16 protein-coding genes are annotated in these 17178 nt (G+C 72.8%); 9 read left to right on the top strand and 7 right to left on the bottom strand.

Features of this window, described 5'->3' with window-relative positions; translation table 11 throughout:
• Positions 1-21 precede the first annotated feature (21 nt).
• From RWE79_RS06805 to RWE79_RS06795, 3 genes are all read right to left on the bottom strand, one after another.
• A complete protein-coding gene (locus RWE79_RS06805; RefSeq protein ID WP_475939105.1) occupies positions 22-630 on the bottom strand; it encodes an Rv1733c family protein in 609 nt (202 codons plus the stop codon).
• 194 nt (positions 631-824) lie between these two features.
• Positions 825-1703, bottom strand: coding sequence for an MOSC domain-containing protein (locus RWE79_RS06800; protein WP_475939104.1), 879 nt, complete (start codon positions 1701-1703; stop codon positions 825-827).
• 25 nt (positions 1704-1728) lie between these two features.
• Positions 1729-2277 carry a DUF6643 family protein gene (locus tag RWE79_RS06795; RefSeq protein WP_475939103.1) on the bottom strand — a complete coding sequence of 183 codons (549 nt, stop codon included), beginning with the start codon at positions 2275-2277 and terminating at the stop codon, positions 1729-1731.
• Positions 2278-2538: 261 nt separating this feature from the next.
• Here RWE79_RS06795 and RWE79_RS06790 point away from each other — a divergent pair, with 261 nt between their 5' ends.
• Positions 2539-3465: a hypothetical protein gene (locus RWE79_RS06790; protein ID WP_475939102.1), complete on the top strand. Its 927-nt coding sequence runs from the start codon at positions 2539-2541 to the stop codon at positions 3463-3465.
• Here the strand turns inward: RWE79_RS06790 and RWE79_RS06785 are convergent.
• Positions 3432-4610, bottom strand: coding sequence for a glycosyltransferase (locus tag RWE79_RS06785; RefSeq protein ID WP_475939101.1), 1179 nt, complete (start codon positions 4608-4610; stop codon positions 3432-3434). The genes RWE79_RS06790 and RWE79_RS06785 overlap by 34 nt on opposite strands.
• 61 nt (positions 4611-4671) lie before the next feature.
• Between RWE79_RS06785 and RWE79_RS06780 the strand changes: the two genes are divergently transcribed.
• Both RWE79_RS06780 and RWE79_RS06775 read left to right on the top strand, forming a co-directional pair.
• Positions 4672-5451: a glutamate racemase gene (locus tag RWE79_RS06780; protein WP_475939100.1), complete on the top strand. Its 780-nt coding sequence runs from the start codon at positions 4672-4674 to the stop codon at positions 5449-5451.
• 38 nt (positions 5452-5489) lie between these two features.
• The gene (locus tag RWE79_RS06775; protein WP_475939099.1) at positions 5490-6017 is read left to right on the top strand and encodes a hypothetical protein; all 528 of its coding nucleotides are present in this window, start codon (positions 5490-5492) and stop codon (positions 6015-6017) included.
• A gap of 47 nt (positions 6018-6064) precedes the next feature.
• Here RWE79_RS06775 and yicI read toward each other — a convergent pair whose 3' ends face one another.
• The 3 genes from yicI to RWE79_RS06760 are packed head-to-tail and all read right to left on the bottom strand — an operon-like array spanning position 6065 to position 10591.
• A complete protein-coding gene (yicI, locus tag RWE79_RS06770) occupies positions 6065-8398 on the bottom strand; it encodes an alpha-xylosidase (RefSeq protein WP_475939098.1) in 2334 nt (777 codons plus the stop codon).
• 30 nt (positions 8399-8428) lie between these two features.
• Entirely contained in the window at positions 8429-9493 is a 1065-nt protein-coding gene (locus tag RWE79_RS06765) for a LacI family DNA-binding transcriptional regulator (protein WP_475939097.1), read from the bottom strand.
• Positions 9494-9535: 42 nt separating this feature from the next.
• Positions 9536-10591 (bottom strand): O-antigen ligase family protein, encoded by a 1056-nt coding sequence (locus RWE79_RS06760; RefSeq protein ID WP_475939096.1) that lies wholly within the window; start codon positions 10589-10591, stop codon positions 9536-9538.
• Between the two features lie 91 nt (positions 10592-10682).
• On the opposite strand from RWE79_RS06760, the gene RWE79_RS06755 reads away from it, so the two are divergent.
• The 6 genes from RWE79_RS06755 (at position 10683) to RWE79_RS06730 (ending at position 17167) form a co-directional block, all read left to right on the top strand.
• Positions 10683-11153: an NUDIX hydrolase gene (locus RWE79_RS06755; protein ID WP_475939095.1), complete on the top strand. Its 471-nt coding sequence runs from the start codon at positions 10683-10685 to the stop codon at positions 11151-11153.
• Positions 11154-11453: 300 nt separating this feature from the next.
• Positions 11454-12674, top strand: coding sequence for an ROK family protein (locus RWE79_RS06750; RefSeq protein ID WP_475939094.1), 1221 nt, complete (start codon positions 11454-11456; stop codon positions 12672-12674).
• 338 nt (positions 12675-13012) lie between these two features.
• The gene (locus tag RWE79_RS06745; RefSeq protein ID WP_475939093.1) at positions 13013-14101 is read left to right on the top strand and encodes an ABC transporter substrate-binding protein; all 1089 of its coding nucleotides are present in this window, start codon (positions 13013-13015) and stop codon (positions 14099-14101) included.
• A 5-nt stretch (positions 14102-14106) separates the two neighbouring features.
• Positions 14107-15024 carry an ABC transporter permease gene (locus RWE79_RS06740; protein WP_475939092.1) on the top strand — a complete coding sequence of 306 codons (918 nt, stop codon included), beginning with the start codon at positions 14107-14109 and terminating at the stop codon, positions 15022-15024.
• The gene (locus RWE79_RS06735) at positions 15000-15803 is read left to right on the top strand and encodes an ABC transporter ATP-binding protein (protein WP_475939091.1); all 804 of its coding nucleotides are present in this window, start codon (positions 15000-15002) and stop codon (positions 15801-15803) included. The genes RWE79_RS06740 and RWE79_RS06735 overlap by 25 nt, the downstream gene beginning before the upstream one ends.
• A complete protein-coding gene (locus tag RWE79_RS06730; RefSeq protein WP_475939090.1) occupies positions 15800-17167 on the top strand; it encodes an LLM class flavin-dependent oxidoreductase in 1368 nt (455 codons plus the stop codon). The genes RWE79_RS06735 and RWE79_RS06730 overlap by 4 nt, the downstream gene beginning before the upstream one ends.
• Positions 17168-17178 lie beyond the last annotated feature (11 nt).

The raw sequence follows: 17178 nt of genomic DNA, 5'->3' as shown, positions 1-17178 counted from the left end.
GCCGGGCGCGGGGTGACCGGGTCAGGCCCGGTCCGCCCGGCCCCAGTCCTGGCCGGCCGCGGCCCACTCGCGCTCCCACTCCACCAGTCGACGTCTCATCAACTGCCACATCAGTACCTGCCGCCCCACCAACAACAGAACACCGGCCGCGAGGAACGCCCCTGTGCCGGCGAGCAGCGCATGCGTCCGTGCGGTCATGAAGTCCAGCGGCGCCGGCACCACCTCGCCGTGCCGGCCGGTCCAGATACGCACGGTGTCGCCCTTGCCGTCGGCGACCGGGATGTGAACCGTGCCGGTGATCGTCGTGCCGTCCGGGGCGGTCCACCGTGCGGTGGCGGTGCGCCGTTCCTCCCGCACCTGACCGGAGTCCGGATCCATTTCGGCGATCTCCCGGGGCCCGGCCCTGAGCACCAGGGCCGGCACCAGGGCACGCTGGCTGTGCTGCACCCGTACGGTCCGCTGCAGTGCGCCGTCCACCAGCACGCCCGTGCCCCAGCCCGCCGCCGGGGCGCCGAGCGCGATCACGGCCGCCGCGATCAGCCCGGCCCAGCTCTCCAGTACGTCCGAGCGTCGGCGCAGCGGGTTGTGCCGCCATCTCCACCACCGCACTCCCGGCACCCTCGCCGCCATGGAACGCACCCCCTTCACCGTCCAAGTACCGCATACGGCAGGGCTCTTGTGCCTCGCGGGCCGGTTGTGCGAGAGCGAGATCACGCTTCGGCCAGGGCCGCCGTGACGGGGCTCGGGACGCCGTCACTCCCCGGCATCAGCCATCGGTCCATGCCATCGGTCACGCCACCGGTCCACGCCACCGGTCCACGCCATCAGTCCATGACGCACAACGCGTCACCCACCCGAAGTGTTCCGGGGTGTTCCGGAATCAGGTTCTGGCCGAACACCAGCTGCCCGCCGAAGCGGCGATGGGCGGCCAGCGTGCGCAGCGGCTCCTTGCCGCGCTTCCCGGTCCGCTGGTCCGTCGTGGTGATCACACAGCGCCCGCAGGGCTTGACCACCCGGAAGACGACCTCCCCGATCCGGACCCGGCGCCAGCCGTCCTCGGCCCAGGCCCGGGTTCCCCCGATCACGGCGTTGGGGCGGAACCGGTCCATCGGCAGCGGGCCCTCGTCCGGCCGGCCACCGCCCGCGATCAGCGCGTTGAGCGCGTCCAGCGAGGCCGTCGTGGTGAGCAGCAGCGGAAAGCCGTCGGCGAAGCTCACGGTCGCGTCCGGACCGCCGTACTCGGGATCGACCGGGCGGCGCCGTGCCGGGTCGTCCAGATACACCAGGGAGACCGGGGTCCCGAGATACCCGCTCAGCCAGGCGGCGGCCGTGTCCCCCGCGGGAACGGCCTCCACCTTGTCCTGCCACACCGTGACCGGCACCGTCGGACCGGCGGCCGGCACCGGCACGGTGAGCGCCTCCAACCCCGGCCCGCCGAGCCGCAGACCTCCCCTGCCTCCCGCCGGGGAACCTCCGCCGTCCCGCGCCGGACCGGTGTCCAGCAGTGCCAGTTCCGGTCGTTGCCGCTGCGTGACGAATCGGCCCGAGTCGTCCACCACCATCCAGCGCCGGTCCCCGCGGAGCCCCCACGGCTCGACGTCCGCCCGGTCGGGAGCGCTGCCGCGAAGTGACTTCACCGGATAGATGTGCAGCGCGCTCAGATACGGGGACGGGGACGGGTACGAGGACGATGACGACGTCATGGGCGCCATCTTCGCAGCCCTGGTGTCAGCCCTGGTAATACCCCTGACCGAGGTTGCGGCGCTGGTAGGGCGGCTGCTCCTCGTATCCGCCGGGTGCCGCCGGACGCGGTTGCTGGGGGCGCGGCGTCTGCGGACGCGCGGCCTCGTAGCCGGCCGGACCCTGATAGGGGGTTTGCGGCTGCTGTTGGGGGTAACCGCCGTTGTACGGAGCCCGCTGGGCGGTCGCCTGCTGCGGGATGTACGGGGCGGGCGCCTGCTGCAGCGGGGGCGACTGCTGCTGGTAGTTCGGCGCGGAGTAGCCGCCGCTGCCGGTGTAGGTGCTGCCGGTGTAGGTGCTGCCGGTGTAGGTGCTCTGCGCCGGCGTCTGGTACGCGGACGGTCCCGCGGGCAGGGCGGGAAGCGCCGACGGCAGGGCCGGCAGGTTGTTGCTTCCGGTGTCGTAAGGGGAGGGCACCCGGATCGGCGCGATCTGAGGAGTGCCGCGCTCGGCCACCAGGCTGTCGTAGATGGGTGTGTCGGGGAAGAACGGTGACGTGTAGTAGCCACCGCTGTAAGAGCCGCGGGGGGAGGTCATAGCCCATAAGTTAAGCCCATGATGTGCTGGTTGGGGAGACTGGTAAGTAGGTCATTTCATGTGCGGTGAGTGACCACGGACCACCAATCCGAGCGAATCAGTGGAAAACGGTCGCCGGGAGTGGTTTCTGTCGTGTAAAAGCCTGTTCATGAGGCGGCTTACCGGCGGTCGCCCCCTGCGACGACCCTCGCGGTCCCGCCCGAATATCCGCTTTATCCGCGATGTGACCCCCCGGGTGTACCGCCCGTGCCACAGTGGGCCATGCGCGTAGTCATGCTGTCCGGCGGCAGCGGCCCGCAGCGCCCGCAGGACTGGATCAAGGCCGCCGGCACCGTCGCGGACGTCGTCGCCGTCGCCTCGGTCTCCGGGCTCTCCCTGCCGCCCCTGCCCGGCCTGGCGTACGCGGCCCGCGACCCCCGGCAGCCGCACCACTACGAGGTGCTCGTCGCCGGCCGCCTGCGCACCGCCCGCCGCATCCGGGCGCTGCTGCGGTTCGAGGCCGCCGAGTGCGGCCGGCCCGACCTGCTGCACGCCCACACCCCCGGCGCAGATCCGGCGCTGCCCCGGCTGGCCCGCGCCGCCGGGACCCCGTACGTGCTGACCACCGACGGCCGCGAACCCGGCGGCCGCCTGGGGGCGGCGGCCGCGGCCGTACTGGCCCTGCCGCACCCGGTCGACACCGACACCCTGCCGCCGGTGCCCGCCCGGACCCGGATCAGCCAGGATCCGGTACGGGTCGCGGTGACCGACCAGGACTGGCCGGCCCTGGCGCCGGTCCTGGGCCGGGCCCGGCTGCGGGACCCCCGGCTGCTGCCCCAGGTCGTCACCGCCTCCACCACGGCCGGACCGCCGGGCAGAGGCGGAGGCGGAAGGGGAGACGAAGACGAAGGCGGAGGGGGAGGCGGCACCCTGCTCCACGACCTGGCCCACGCCGACCTCCTCGCCACCACCGAGGTCCGCGGACCGATCGCGCTCACCGCCCTGTGCTGCGGCACCCCCGTCGTCGGCCCCGATCCGCTCGCCCTGCTGCGGGCCGCCGCCGCGCTTCCGGGTCACCGGCCGGCCGTGCTCGCCGCCCACGCCCGGCGCCACTACGGCACCGCCGCGGCCGGCGCCCGCCTCGCCGAGGTCTACGCCGAGGTCTACGCCAAGGCCTACGCCGAGGCGTCCGCGTCCGGCCGCGCGTAGGTACGGCCCTTCCACGCGGCGCCGCGCCCCTGGTGGTGCCGTACCGCGGAGTCCACCGTCATCAGCAGATACAGCCCCGCCGTGAACGGCAGCAGCGGCGCCCATCCCACCGACCGGCGGTAGTGCCGCAGCATCGGCACATACGTCCCCGCCATGAGCGCCCACGCCGTCCCGCCCGCCGCGCACGCCCACCACGACCCGGTCAGCGCCCCCGCCACCCCCGCCACCGGCGGCGCCAGGTAGACCACCGCCAGCCCCGCCACCGTCCCGGCCAGCAGCCACCGGCTGTGCCGCAGCTGCGCGTACGCGCTCCGCGACACCATCCGCCACAGCTCGGTCAGCCCCGGATACGGCCGGACGCTGTCCACCCGGTCCGCCAGCCCCAGCCAGATCCGCCCGCCGCCGCGCTTCACCGCCCGGGCCAGCGCCACATCGTCGATCACCGCGTGCCGGATGGTCTCCGGCACCCCCGCCCGCTCGGCCGCGTCCCGGCGGATCAGCACGCAGCCGCCCGCCGCCGCGGCCGTCCGGCCACCGGGCCGGTTCACCCAGCGGAACGGGTACAGCTGCGCGAAGAAGTAGACGAACGCCGGGACGATCAGCCGCTCCCAGGCCGTCGTCACCCGCAGCCGGGCCATCAGCGACACCATGTCCAGGCCGCCCGCCCCGGCGGCCGACACCAGCGCGTCCAGTGAGTCCGGCGCGTGGGCGATGTCCGCGTCCGTCAGCAGCAGGTACTCCGCGTCGGTCCGCTCCGCCGCCACCGCCATGCCGTGACGTACGGCCCACAGCTTGCCCGTCCACCCCGGTGGCGGCGGCCCCGGCGACGTCACCGTCAGTTCCGCCCCGCCGTGCTCGCCGGCCAGGGCCCGGGCCACGTCCGCCGTCCCGTCGGTGCTCCCGTCGTCGACGAGGATCACCTCGAACCGGCCCTCGTACGCCTGGCCCAGCACCGACGGCAGGCTCAGCGGCAGCACGTCCGCCTCGTCCCGCGCCGGGATCACCACGGCCACCGCCGGCCGGCCGGTGACCTGCCGCCCCCGGGGCGGCAGCCCGATGTCCGTACGCCAGAAGAAACCCTGGCCCAGCGTCAGCCACAGCCATACGGCGAGCGAGATCCAGGCGATCCAGGTCAATGCGGTCACGTCGCGCAGTCTGCCGCATCCGGCCGTCCGGGCGGCGGAGCCGTCGCGTAAAGTTGCCCCGGTGAAGATCGCGCTGCTGGACTCCGGAATCGGCCTCCTCGCGGCCGCCGCCGCGCTGCGCGTCCTGCGGCCCGACGTCGAACTCATCCTGTCCTCCGACCCCGACGGGATGCCCTGGGGCCCGCGGACCCCGGACGACCTGACCGCCCGGGCGCTGGCCTGCGCGCGGGCGGCGGCCGCCCACCGGCCGGACGCGCTGATCGTGGCCTGCAACACCGCCTCGGTGCACGCGCTCACCACCCTGCGCGCCGAACTCGAACCGGCGATCCCCGTCATCGGCACCGTGCCCGCGATCAAACCGGCCGCCGCGAGCGGCGGACCGGTGGCGATCTGGGCCACCCCGGCCACCACCGGCAGCCCCTACCAGCGCGACCTCATCGCCGAGTTCGGCCACGGGGTCCCGGTGACCGAGGTGCCCTGCCCGGGCCTGGCCGACGCCGTCCAGTGGGCCGACGACACCGCGATCGACGCCGCCGTGGCCGCCGCGGCGGCGCTGACCCCGCCGGACGTCCGGGCGGTCGTGCTCGGCTGCACCCACTACGAACTGGTCGCCGACCGCATCCGGGCCGCCGTCCGGGCGCCCGGCGTGACACTGCACGGCTCGGCCGGAGCGGTCGCCGCCCAGGCGCTGCGCCGGATCGGCGCCGAACCGGCCCCGGACGCCGCGCCCCAGGGCACGCTGACCGTGATCCTCAGCGGCCGGCCCGCCGCACTGCCGCCGCAGGCCGGCCGGTACACCCAGGGCCGGGTCCTGAGCGCCGCGGACGTCCCGGTGCCGTAAACCCTGCCAATACGGTCCCCGATGGGTACGCTTCGGGCATGACGGACGCGCACAGCGACGACGCGCGCACACCCCATGTGTGGACAGGCCATGCCAGCAATCGCCTTCAGTGGCTGCTGGCAACGGGCGGAGCGGCGTGCGTCGCGCTCGGCATCGTCCTGGCCCTGGACACCTCGTACACCTCGGGGCTGGCGCCGCTGGTGATGTCGGTGGTGGGCTGCATCACGGTGGGCCTGCTCGTGATCTTCGGGACGATCGCCTTCACGCATGTACGGGTCCGGGTGGACCACGACGCCGTGGAGGTGCGGTGCGGCCACATGGGCGTACCGCGCCGCCGTATCCCGCTGGACCAGGTGAGCGGCGCGCACTTCGCGCCGCTGGTGAGCCCGCGCGGCTGGGGCGGCTGGGGTTACCGCTGGCGGCCCGAGCAGGGGACGGCGGTCGTGGTGCGCCGCGGCCCGGGCCTGGTGGTGGACCTGGGCAACGGGCGCCACTTCACCGTCACGGTGGACGACGCGGAAGGCGCGGTCAAGGCGATCCGCGCCTCCCTCGAACTGCGTTCCTGAGGATCAGGGCCAGGGCCAGGGATCAGGGCCAAGGTCCAGGGCCAGGGTCAGGACCAGCGCGCCGTCACCGTGTTCGACGCCCCGGCCTCCACCAGCACGCCCAGTGGTGTCCGCCCGGCAGCCGCCGCGCCCTCGACACCGTCCACGTCGTCCGCGCCGACCAGCAGCACCTTCCAGGACGTGGCGTTCTCGGCCTCGACCGTCACCACGTCACCCGTACGGCGGGTACGGAACACCGCCGCCGGGCCGCCGTCGGGCGCCGGGACCGCCGTCACCGTCTCGGCGCCGTCCAGCGGGGCGTGCACCCGCAGGGTGACCCCGTCCGCCCAGTCGTACTCGGGGCGGTCGTCCACCGCGCCGAACGGTACGACGGAGCCGGGCCGGGCCAGCAGCGGGAGCGTGTCGAAGCCGTGCGTCTCGTGCCGCCAGCCGGGGCCGGTCACCCGTTCGCCGGTCAGCACATGGGTCCAGGTGCCCTCGGGCACGTAGTAGTCGACCGTGCCGTCCTCGCTGAACACCGGGGCCACCAGCAGATCGCGGCCCAGCATGTACTGCCGGTCGAGCTGGTGGCAGGCCGGATCGCCGGGGAACTCCAGCACCATCGCCCGCATGACCGGTGTGCCGTGGTCCCGCGCCTGCAGGGCGGCGGCGTACAGATACGGCAGCAGACGGTGCTTGAGCCGGGTGAAGTCACGGATGACGGCGACCGCCTCGTCCCCGTAGTCCCACGGCACGCGGTACGACGTGCTGCCGTGCAGCCGGCTGTGCGAGGACAGCAGCCCGAACTGCACCCAGCGCTTGAAGACGGCCGGCGTCGGTGTCCCCTCGAAGCCGCCGATGTCGTGGCTCCAGAAGCCGAAGCCGGACAGACCCAGCGACAGGCCGCCGCGCAGCGACTCGGCCATGGCGCCGAACGTCGACTCGCAGTCACCGCCCCAGTGCACCGGGAACTGCTGGCCGCCGGCGGTCGCTGACCGGGCGAAGAGCACGGCCTCGCCCTCGCCGCGCTCCTCCTTGAGCAGGTCGAAGACGACCTGGTTGTAGACCTGCGTGTAGTAGTTGTGCATCCGCTCCGGGTCCGAGCCGTCGTGCCACGCCACCTCGACGGGCACCCGCTCCCCGAAGTCCGTCTTGAAGCAGTCCACGCCCTGCCGCAGCAGCACCCGCAGCTTGTCCGTGTACCAGCTGCGGGCGGCCGGGTTGGTGAAGTCCACCAGGGCCATGCCGGGCTGCCACAGGTCCCACTGCCACACGTCGCCGTTCGGCCGCCGCACCAGATAGCCCTCGCGCATGCCCTCCGCGAACAGCGGCGACTTCTGGGCGATGTACGGATTGATCCAGGCGCAGATCCGCAGCCCCTGCTCCTTGAGCCGGGCCAGCATGCCCTCCGGGTCGGGGAAGACCTCCGGGTCCCAGGTGAAGTCGCTCCACTGGTACTCGCGCATCCAGAAGCAGTCGAAGTGGAAGACGCTGAGCGGGATCTCACGGTCCGTCATGCCCTGCACGAAGCGGTTGACGGTCGCCTCGTCGTACTCGGTGGTGAAGGAGGTGGACAGCCACAGGCCGAAGGACCAGGCCGGCGGCAGTGCCGGGCGGCCGGTCAGGGCCGTGTAGCGGGCCAGGATCTCCTTCGGGGTCGGGCCGTAGATCACGAAGTACTCCAGCGACTGGTCCTCGACGCTGAACTGCACCTGGCCGACGGCCTCGGTGCCGATCTCGTAGCTGACCTTGCCGGGGTGGTTGACGAAGACGCCGTAGCCGCGGTTGGTGAGGTGGAACGGGATGTTCTTGTAGGCCTGTTCGCTGCTCGTGCCGCCGTCGGACTGCCAGATGTCCACGGACTGGCCGTTCTTGACGAACGGCGTGAATCTCTCGCCCAGACCGTAGACCAGCTCGCCGACGCCCAGGGTGAGCTGCCCGGCCATGAAGTGCCGTCCGTCGCCGTCGGTGGCGAATCCGGCGCCGCGCGCGCCGACCGAGGTGAGGGTGCGTCCGGCCGCGGTGAAGTCCAGTGCCCAGGGGGCAGCGGTGTCGACCCGCAGGCCGAGTTCGCCGCTGGCCAGTTCCACCACCGAGCCGTCACGCACGGTCTTGCCGGCGCCGCCGCCGCCGTCGCCCGACTGCTGGGCGAGCCGGAAGTCCGGCCCGTGGAGGGCCTTTCCGCCGTGATGGGTGTAGCGCAGCCCGATCACGCCCTCGGCGGGTGACCAGCACTCGACGGTGAGCAGCGGGCTGTTGAGGGTGTCGCCGCGGTGCCGCACCGGCTTCACCGGCGCGTACAGCGTGATCCGGTCCTCCTCGACGGCGGCGTCGGCGACCGAGGTCGCGTACCTGGCCGTGACGCCCGGACGCATGAGCCAGTAGCCGTCGGTGAACTTCATGAATCATCCTGCTTTCGTACGCGGGTGGGGTCAGGCACGGGGTCGGGGCGGGGCGACGCGCGGGCCCGGCACGAGCACCGGGGCGATCAGCCGGTGCGGAGCCGGGACTTGGGCCTTGCCAGTGATCGATTCGACGGCCAGCCGGGTCACCTCGGCGGACATCTCGGACACCGGGATCTCGATACGCGGCAGATCGCGCCCCCCGACATCGTCCGGAAGGTTGCCCACCGCCATCACGGACAGGTCGTCCGGGACCCGCAGCCCCTCGGCCGCGACCGCCGCCAGGATGTGCGGCAGCGCCGCGACATGCTGCACGATCAGCGCGGTCGGCGGCCGTTCACCGGTGAGCAGGCTGCGCAGCCGCCGGGTGAGCCGGGCCATGTCACCGGTGGACTGGTGGACCCGCACGGCGGCGTCGGTCTCCGGAGCGGCCCGGCGCGCGCCGGCCACGCCGCGGATCGCGTAGCCGCGCCTGGCCTGGATCTCGTGCTCGGTCGTGGCGAGGTAGGCGATGTCGCGGTGACCGGCCGCCGCCAGTTCGTGCACGGCGAGCGCGGCGGCGGCCTCCCAGTCGAGGTCGGTCCAGGGCAGGGCGGTGTCGTCGGAGGAGCGGCCGAGCAGGGCGGCGGGGAAGCCGAGTTCGCACATCGCGTCGATGCGCGGGTCCTCCATCTCCACGGCCATCAGGATCGCCCCGTCGGCCTGGCCGCCGAGGGCGATCCGGCGCAGCCCCTGCACGCCCTCCTGGTCGGTCATCAGCAGTACGTCGTAGCCGTGCGAGCGGGCCGCGTCGCTGATGTCGATGGCGAACCGGCCGTCCACCGCCCGGTATCCGCCCGCCGCGCGGGGCAGCGCCAGGGCCAGCACGTTGGTCCGGGTGCTGCGCAGCGTGCGGGCGCTGGCGCGCGGGTGGTAGCCGAGTTCGTCGATCGCGCGCTGCACCGTGCGCCGGGTTTCCTCCGAGATCTTGCGCGAGCCGCTCAGGACGTACGACACGGTGCTGGGCGCGACTCCGGCGCGCTCGGCGACGTCCTTGATGGTGGTCATGCGGCTCCTGTCGATGGCGCGTCGAATCGATTCGTCGAATCGATTCACCAAGCGTAGGCCGCCGCTCGGCGGGGAGCAAGGGTGCGCGGGCTACGCCGAGAGGGGCCGGGCCGTGGCCAGTCCGGCGAGCAGTCCGGCGGTGGCGCTGACGGCCGCGTACCCCAGGACGTGATCCACCGAGGCCTGCATGGCCAGCCCGGTCAGGGCCGCCCCCGCGGTCAGCACCACCGGGGTCGGCCGGGGCGAACGGCGCAGTGCCCACAGCACCCATCCGTACGCCGCCGCCAGCAGTACGAGGCCCGGGACGCCCTCCTCGGCGGCGAGCCGCAGCGGCGCGGACCGCAGGGGAGCCTCCGCCCCGACCGTGCCGGCCGTGAGCCTCGCACTGACCGCGTCCACGGCGTCGGTGCGCCCGGCCCGGTCGGACGGACCGGTCCAGTCGGTCCGGCCCGTCCGGTCGGCCTGGTCGGCCTGGTCGGCCTCGGCGCCGGCCTCGGCGAACTGCCCCGGCCCCACCCCGCGCACCGGATTGCGACCGGCGACCTCCACCGCCTGCCGCCACAGTGCCACCCGGCCCGGCGTGAGCTGACCGGTCAGCGACGCCGACAGCCCGGCGGGCACCGCGTCCACCGCCATCGCGTACGTCCCGCCCACCGCCACCACCGTGGCCAGCGCCAGCCACCCGAGGCCGAGCCCCCGGCGGGCCCGGCCGGCCCCCAGCGAGCAGAGCACCACACCCACCGACGCGGCGAAGGCGGCCACCGACCCGATGGCCAGGGCCAGTCCGGCCGCCCCGGCCGCCAGCAGCCGCAGCCCCAGCCGCACCGCCCGGGACCGCGCCGACCAGGCGGCGCAGCCGGCCGCGCCGGTCGCCAGCACCAGCAGCGCGGCATCGGCGTTGACATAGCTCATCGGCCGTCCGGGCACCGCCACGATCAGCGCCACCACGACCGCCGCTGTCAGCCCGGGTCCCGCCACCGGCAGCAGCGACCCGCCGATGCGCCCGGCCGCGTACCCCGCCGCCACCGCCAGCAGTGCCAGCAGCACGCCCTCCGGCCGTGCCGTCCGCCCCGCCGCCGCGACCAGTGCCCACGACGCGGAGCACACCAGCAGCACCGCGCCCAGCACGTCCGTTCTGCTGTCCATCCCCCGCAACCCCCTGGAGCCCGGGCATACGGTAACCGCTGCGGTGGCCGCTTGTGGATACCCGCGGCAGGGCCGCCGTTACGCTCTGGGTATGCCGATCCCGGAATTCATCTCCGAACTGCGCGCCTCGGTCGGACAGCGGGAGCTGTTCCTGCCGGGCGTGACCGCCGTGGTCTTCGACGACCAGGGGCGGGTCCTGCTCAACCAGCGCTCGGACACCGGCCGTTGGGCGCTGATCGCGGGAATCGTCGAGCCCGGCGAGCAGCCGGCCCGGACGGCGGTGCGGGAGGCGCTGGAGGAGACCGGGGTGCACGCGGTGGCCGAGCGGGTCGTCATGGTGCAGACGATCGGGCCGATGGTGTACCCGAACGGCGACCGGGCGCAGTACCTGGACGTCGCGATCCGCTGCCGGGCGGTCGGCGGCGAGGCACGGGTCGCGGACGACGAGTCGCTGGACGTGGGCTGGTTCGCCCTGGACGCGCTGCCGGAGCTCAACGAACGGCACCGCCTCTGCATCAAGCTGGCGCTGACCGACGGCCCCACCTGGTTCGACCCCGCGTAACGGGGCCCGCCCGTCTGCCGGGCGGCCGAAGCGCGGCCCCGGCCCCTGGGGCGCCCGGTGCACGGCGCCCGTACCGCCGTACCGCACCGGGCGAAACAGCCCGCCTCTGGTCGAATCGGCCTCCCAAGCCCTACCCTTCGTGACATGGATGCCCAGGCCGAGAACTTCGCGTCGCGTCGCTATGTCGACCTGCGGCGCCAGGGCACGGCCACCTGTCGCCCCGTGTAGGGCGGGCGGAGTGGATCCGGCTCGCCGAGACGTGACGGCGCAGTGTCGGACCAGTTCCCGAGGAAGTTCCCCATGCCCCGCTCCCTGGCACCCTCCCGACCTTCCTACCCGGTACGGGCCGCCGACAGCGATCGGCGCAGAACCAGCGCCAGCGTCGTCCTGCGGTCCGTGCTGGAGCACGGGCCGGTCGCCCGCAGCACCATCGCCCGGCTGACCGGGCTGTCCCCGGCGTCGGTGACCGACCACTGCGCCCGTCTCGCCGGGCTCGGCCTGATCCGGGAGGCGCCCGCGCCCCGGCAGTCGAAGGGGGTCGGCCGCCCGCACGTACCGGTCGACCTGGACGGCTCCCGGTTCGTGGTCGGCGGAGTGCACGTGGCGGTGCCGTACACCACCGTCGCGCTGCTCGACCTGCGCGGCCGGGTGGTCGCCGAGCGACGGCTCGGCCACGACGGCGGCACCGAGCCGGGCCGGGTGCTCGCCAACGCCGCCAGCCACCTGAACGCGCTGCTCGCGGACGCCCCCGGCAGGACCCCGCTGGCCGTCGGCGTGGCGGCCGGGGGCTGGGTGGACCGGGACTCCGGGACCATCGTGGAGCACGCGCTGCTGCGCTGGCGCGATGTGGACGTACGGGAGCTGATCGGCGCGCGCACCGGGCTGCCGGTCCGGGTGGACGGGCACGCGCGGGCTCTGGTCAACGGGGAGCGGCTGTTCGGGCGGGCGCGGGGCAGCCGCAGCGTCCTGCACCTGTTCGTCGGCAATGTGGTGGACGCGGCCTTCGCCACCCACGACGAGGTGCACCACGGCCCCCGCTCCCAGGCCGGCGCGATCGCCCATCTGCCGCTCGCCGGCGGTACGGAGCTGTGCGACTGCGGCCGGACCGGCTGCCTGCAAGCCGAACTGAGCGAGCGCACGCTGTGCCGGCGGGCACGCGAGCAGGGGGTCATCAGCTCGGTCAACCCGATGCACGTGGTCGGCGCGGCGGCCGGCGGCGACCCGGTCGCGGTACGTCTGCTGCTGGAGCGGGCCCGGATGGTCGGGCGGGCGGCCCGGCTGCTGCTCGACGTGCTCAACCCCGACACCGTCGTCGTCACGGAGGTCGGTGCCATCCACCGGGAGGACTGCCTGGCCGCACTGCGCCAGGAGGTGGGGCCGGAACGGGCGGCGGCCGTCATACCGACCAGTTTCCCGGACAGCGTGCTGGCCGTGGCGGGTGGATCGGTGGCTCTCGACGTGTTGTACCGGGACCCGCTGAGTGTGCCGCCGGAACCGGTTTCCCCGCCCCACCGGGGGTGACTTAATTCAGAAACTCGGAATGTTGACAGAGCCTCTGTCCGGCCAGGAGCATCGAGTACATGAGTAGCGCGCGGGTTCTTTCGCCGATGAACCGGCCGCACCAGGTTCCGCTGACCAAGTGCCGTGTCATCGACCTGATGCGGGTCGGACGCACGCTTTGTTGCTGACGCGTTGACGCACTGACGTCCGCTCGGCTTCACCTTCTTCCCCGTTCTCGGTTCTCCTCTCCTTGCCGCGCCTTCGGCGTGCGCCTCCTCATGCGTGCCCTTTTCCTTCCGGCTTCGCCCTGCCCGGAATTCCGCGCGCATTCCAGCCACTTGGAACCCCGGAGTCCTCCCATGCCAGCACTGTCCCCGTCCACGTCCGGTACGTCCGGTACGTCCGGTATCGACCGGCGGCTCTTCCTGTCCTCCCTGCTCGGCGTCGCCGCCGCCGGGCTGAGCGGCTGCGCCGCCGCCGACGCCGCCGGCACCAAGTCCAAGGGGTCCCTGTCCGCCCCGCCGGCCACCAAGGTCCCGTCCGGTACGAGCCTCAAGATCGCCTCGTACCAGAACGTCCAGCAGCTGCAGTTCAAGCTCGCGGGGCTGAGCGATCTGCCGTTCACCGTCGCCGACTGGGTGAACATCGGCGCGGGTCCCGATGTCATCAACGCCTTCCGCGCCAAGTCCCTGGACATCGGCAACAACGCCGGTATCCCGCCGATCCAGGCGTACTACCAGGGCCTCGACGCGAAGATCGTCGCGATCAACATCACCCGCAAGCCCAACTACGTCTTCGCCACCAAGCCCGGCAGTGACATCAAGGACATCCAGGGCTTCAAGGGCAAGAAGCTGGCCTTCTCGCAGGGGCAGGCCCAGGGAGTCGTCCTGCTGCGCGCGCTGAAGGCGGCGGGCCTGACGTACGACGACGTGAAACTGGTGCCGCTGACCAGCAATCAGTTCTTCACCGCGCTTCAGGCGGGGCAGGTGGACGTCGCCCCGCTCGGCAACAGCCAGTCCCCGGCCTACCTCAAGCAGTACGGGTCCAAGGGCGCCCGCGTCATCACCACCGATGTGGTGGACCTGCTCAACCTGCTGTGGGCGCCGACCTCGGTGCTGGCCGACTCCGCGAAGGCGGCGGCGGTCGCCGCGTACATCCCGCGCTGGGCGCAGGGCCAGGTGTGGGCGTACGAGAACCCGGACGCCTGGAACGAGGAGTTCTACGTCAAGACACAGAACCTCACGCTCGCGCAGGCCCAGTCGATCACGAAGCTCGCCAACAAGCCTTTGTTCCCGCCGAGTTGGGGCGAGGCGATCACATGGGAGCAGGAGACCGCCGATCTGCTCGCCGAGGGCGGTTTCGTGAAGGAGTTCAAGGTCGGCTCGCTCTTCGACCGCCGCTTCGAGGGCATCGCCGCCAAGGCGGTCCCGGCCTCGTACCGGAGTTGATCACCATGACGACCGCCACGACCGCCACCGCCGCCACGACCGCCACCGCCGCCACCACGGACACGGCCGCTGTCACCGCTACGACGGCCGACGAAGCCGCACCGCCCGCCCGGAAGGCCGGCGACCAGCGGCAGCGCGCCAGGAAGCGCCGCGGTCTCGCCCCCGGCAAGCGGCTGCCCGCCTCCCGCCTCATCGGGCCCGCCCTGTTCTTCGCCCTGTGGGCCGTCGCGTCCGCCGCCGGGCAACTGGACCCCGCCGCCATCCCGGCGCCCTGGACGGTCCTCGGCACCGCCGGTGACCTGTGGACCGACGGAACCCTCACCACCGACGTCCTCACCTCCCTGGAGCGCGCCGCGTACGGCTTCGCCCTCGGCCTCGCAGCCGGGGTGGTCCTGGCGCTCGCCGCCGGGCTCAGCCGCGTCGGCGAGGCGCTGATCGACGGGACGGTGAACCTCAACCGGGCGATCCCGACGCTCGGTCTGATCCCGCTGTTCATCCTGTGGCTCGGCATCGGCGAGACCTTCAAGATCGCGATCATCGCCATCGTCGTCTACATCCCGATCTATCTGAACCTGCACGCCGCCCTGTCCGGCATCGACCACCGCTACGTCGAACTCGCCGAGGTGCAGGGCCTGTCCAGGCTGCGCTTCGTCCGGCAGATCGTCATCCCCGGAGCACTGCCCGGCTTCTTCGTCGGGCTGCGGCTCGGGGTGACCGGCTCCTGGCTCTCGCTGGTCGTCCTGGAGCAGATCAATGCCACCAGTGGCCTCGGCTACATGATGTTCCAGGCCCAGAACTACGGCCGTACGGACATCATCCTCGTCGGCCTGCTGATCTACGGGGTCTTCGGTCTGGCCTCCGACAGCGCGGTCCGCCTGATCGAACGGAGGGTGCTGTCATGGCGACGCACACTGAGCAACTGACCCGACCGGCCGTTCAACTCCGCGGCCTCACACGCTCCTTCGAGGGCCGTACCGTCCTCGACGGCGTCGACCTGGACATTCCCGCGGGTCAGTTCACCGCCCTGCTCGGGCACAGCGGCTCCGGCAAGAGCACGCTGCTGCGGGCCATCGCCGGCCTCGACCACCAGGTCGCCGGAAGCGGCCGGCTCACCGCCCCGGAGCGGGTGTCCGTGGTCTTCCAGGATTCCCGGCTGCTCCCCTGGCGCCGCGTCCTGGACAACGTCCTGCTCGGTACGGAGGGCAAGGAGGCGGCGCTGAAGGGTCGCGCCGCCCTCGCCGAAGTGGGCCTCGCGGGACGCGAACGGGCCTGGCCCAACGAACTGTCCGGCGGCGAGGCCCAGCGCGCCGCGCTGGCCCGCTCCCTCGTCCGCGAGCCCGAACTCCTGCTCGCCGACGAGCCGTTCGGCGCCCTGGACGCGCTCACCCGGATCCGGATGCATGTCCTGCTGCGTGAGTTGTGGGAGCGCCACCGGCCCTCCGTCCTGCTCGTCACCCACGACGTGGACGAGGCGGTCGTGCTCGCCGACCGGGTGCTCGTGCTCGACCACGGCCGCGTCGGCCTCGATCTGGCCATCGAACTCCCGCACCCGCGCTCGTACCGTGATCCGCTGCTCGGCGAGTACCGCGAGCGCCTGCTCGCCGCCCTCGGCGTGACGGAGGACGTGACCGGGGACGTGACCGGGGACGTGACCGGGGACAAGCCCGCGGACACGGCAGAACGCCAGGAGGCCCACCAGTGACCGCTCGACGTCAACTCCATCTCAACGCCTTCCTGATGAACACCGGCCACCACGAGGCCTCCTGGCGGCTGCCCGAGAGCGACCCCCACGCGAGCGTCGACCTCGCGCACTACGTCAATCTCGCCCGCGTCGCCGAACGCGGCACCTTCGACTCGCTCTTCCTCGCCGACGGCCCGGTCCTGTTCAACAGCGTCGGCCAGCGCCCCTCCGGCGCCCTCGAACCCATCACCCTGCTCACCGCGCTGGCCACCGCCACCGAGCACATCGGCCTGATCGCCACCGCCTCCACCTCCTACAACTCCCCCTACAACCTCGCCCGCAGATTCGCCTCCCTGGACCACCTCAGCGGCGGCCGCGCGGGCTGGAACATCGTCACCACCGCCGGTGCCGAGGCCGCCCGTAACTTCGGTCTCGACGACGAGCCCGCGCACGCCACCCGCTATGAGCGGGCCGCCGAGTTCCTGGACGTGGCGCTCAAGCTCTGGGACAGCTGGGAGGACGACCTGGTCGTCGCGGACAAGGCGGCGGGGGTGTGGGGAGACGAGCGCAAGATCCATCCACCGCGTCACAAAGGGCGGTATTTCAGCGTCGAGGGCGCCCTCAACGTGCCTCGTACGCCCCAGGGTTACCCCCTCCTCGTCCAGGCGGGCTCCTCGGAGGACGGCAAGCGGTTCGCGGCCCGGTACGCGGAGGCCGTCTTCACCGCGCAACAGACCCTCAGGGACGCCCAGGACTTCTACGCCGACCTCAAGGCCCGTACGGCGCAGGCGGGCCGGGACCCCGGCCACATCAAGATCCTGCCCGGCATCGTCCCGGTCATCGGCTCCACCGAGGCCGAGGCGCGCGGACATGAACAGGTACTGGAGGAGCACATCGTCTACGAGCACGGGCTGGACCGTCTCGAACACCTGCTGCACCTCCCGCCCGGCACCCTCGACCTCGACGCCCGGCTGCCCGCCGAACTGCCGCCCGAGAACGCCATCGAGGGGGCCAAGAGCCGCTACACGCTCGTGGTCGAGCTGGCCCGGCGGGAGTGGCTCACCGTCCGCGAGCTGATCGGGCGGCTCGGCGGCGGCCGCGGGCATCTGACGTTCGCCGGTACGCCCGAGCAGGTCGCCGACGCGATCGAGGACTGGTTCAGCCTCGGCGCCGCCGACGGGTTCAACATCATGCCCGCCGTACTGCCCTCGGGCCTCGAACTCTTCGTCGAGCAGGTCGTGCCGATCCTCCGCGCCCGCGGCCTGCTCCGCGGCGAGTACGGCCCGCGGGTGACCCTGCGGGAGCGTTACGGGCTCCCGCGACCCGCCAACCAGTACACCGCCGCCTCCCTCTCCGGCACCGACCGCGCCGGCGCCCTCGTCTGAGAACCGAAAGG

It is taken from the genome of Streptomyces sp. RLA131 (assembly GCF_056270125.1).
This window is presented reverse-complemented; position numbering and strand designations above follow the sequence as displayed.

Coding starts and splice junctions, on each gene's coding strand:
- RWE79_RS06755 (WP_475939095.1), top strand. CDS start 10,683: ATGCCGATCCCGGAATTCATCTCCGAACTGCGCGCCTCGGTCGGACAG.
- RWE79_RS06760 (WP_475939096.1), bottom strand. CDS start 10,591: ATGGACAGCAGAACGGACGTGCTGGGCGCGGTGCTGCTGGTGTGCTCC.
- RWE79_RS06735 (WP_475939091.1), top strand. CDS start 15,000: ATGGCGACGCACACTGAGCAACTGACCCGACCGGCCGTTCAACTCCGC.
- RWE79_RS06790 (WP_475939102.1), top strand. CDS start 2,539: ATGCGCGTAGTCATGCTGTCCGGCGGCAGCGGCCCGCAGCGCCCGCAG.
- yicI (WP_475939098.1), bottom strand. CDS start 8,398: ATGAAGTTCACCGACGGCTACTGGCTCATGCGTCCGGGCGTCACGGCC.
- RWE79_RS06740 (WP_475939092.1), top strand. CDS start 14,107: ATGACGACCGCCACGACCGCCACCGCCGCCACGACCGCCACCGCCGCC.
- RWE79_RS06775 (WP_475939099.1), top strand. CDS start 5,490: ATGACGGACGCGCACAGCGACGACGCGCGCACACCCCATGTGTGGACA.
- RWE79_RS06805 (WP_475939105.1), bottom strand. CDS start 630: ATGGCGGCGAGGGTGCCGGGAGTGCGGTGGTGGAGATGGCGGCACAAC.
- RWE79_RS06745 (WP_475939093.1), top strand. CDS start 13,013: ATGCCAGCACTGTCCCCGTCCACGTCCGGTACGTCCGGTACGTCCGGT.
- RWE79_RS06750 (WP_475939094.1), top strand. CDS start 11,454: ATGCCCCGCTCCCTGGCACCCTCCCGACCTTCCTACCCGGTACGGGCC.
- RWE79_RS06795 (WP_475939103.1), bottom strand. CDS start 2,277: ATGACCTCCCCCCGCGGCTCTTACAGCGGTGGCTACTACACGTCACCG.
- RWE79_RS06800 (WP_475939104.1), bottom strand. CDS start 1,703: ATGACGTCGTCATCGTCCTCGTACCCGTCCCCGTCCCCGTATCTGAGC.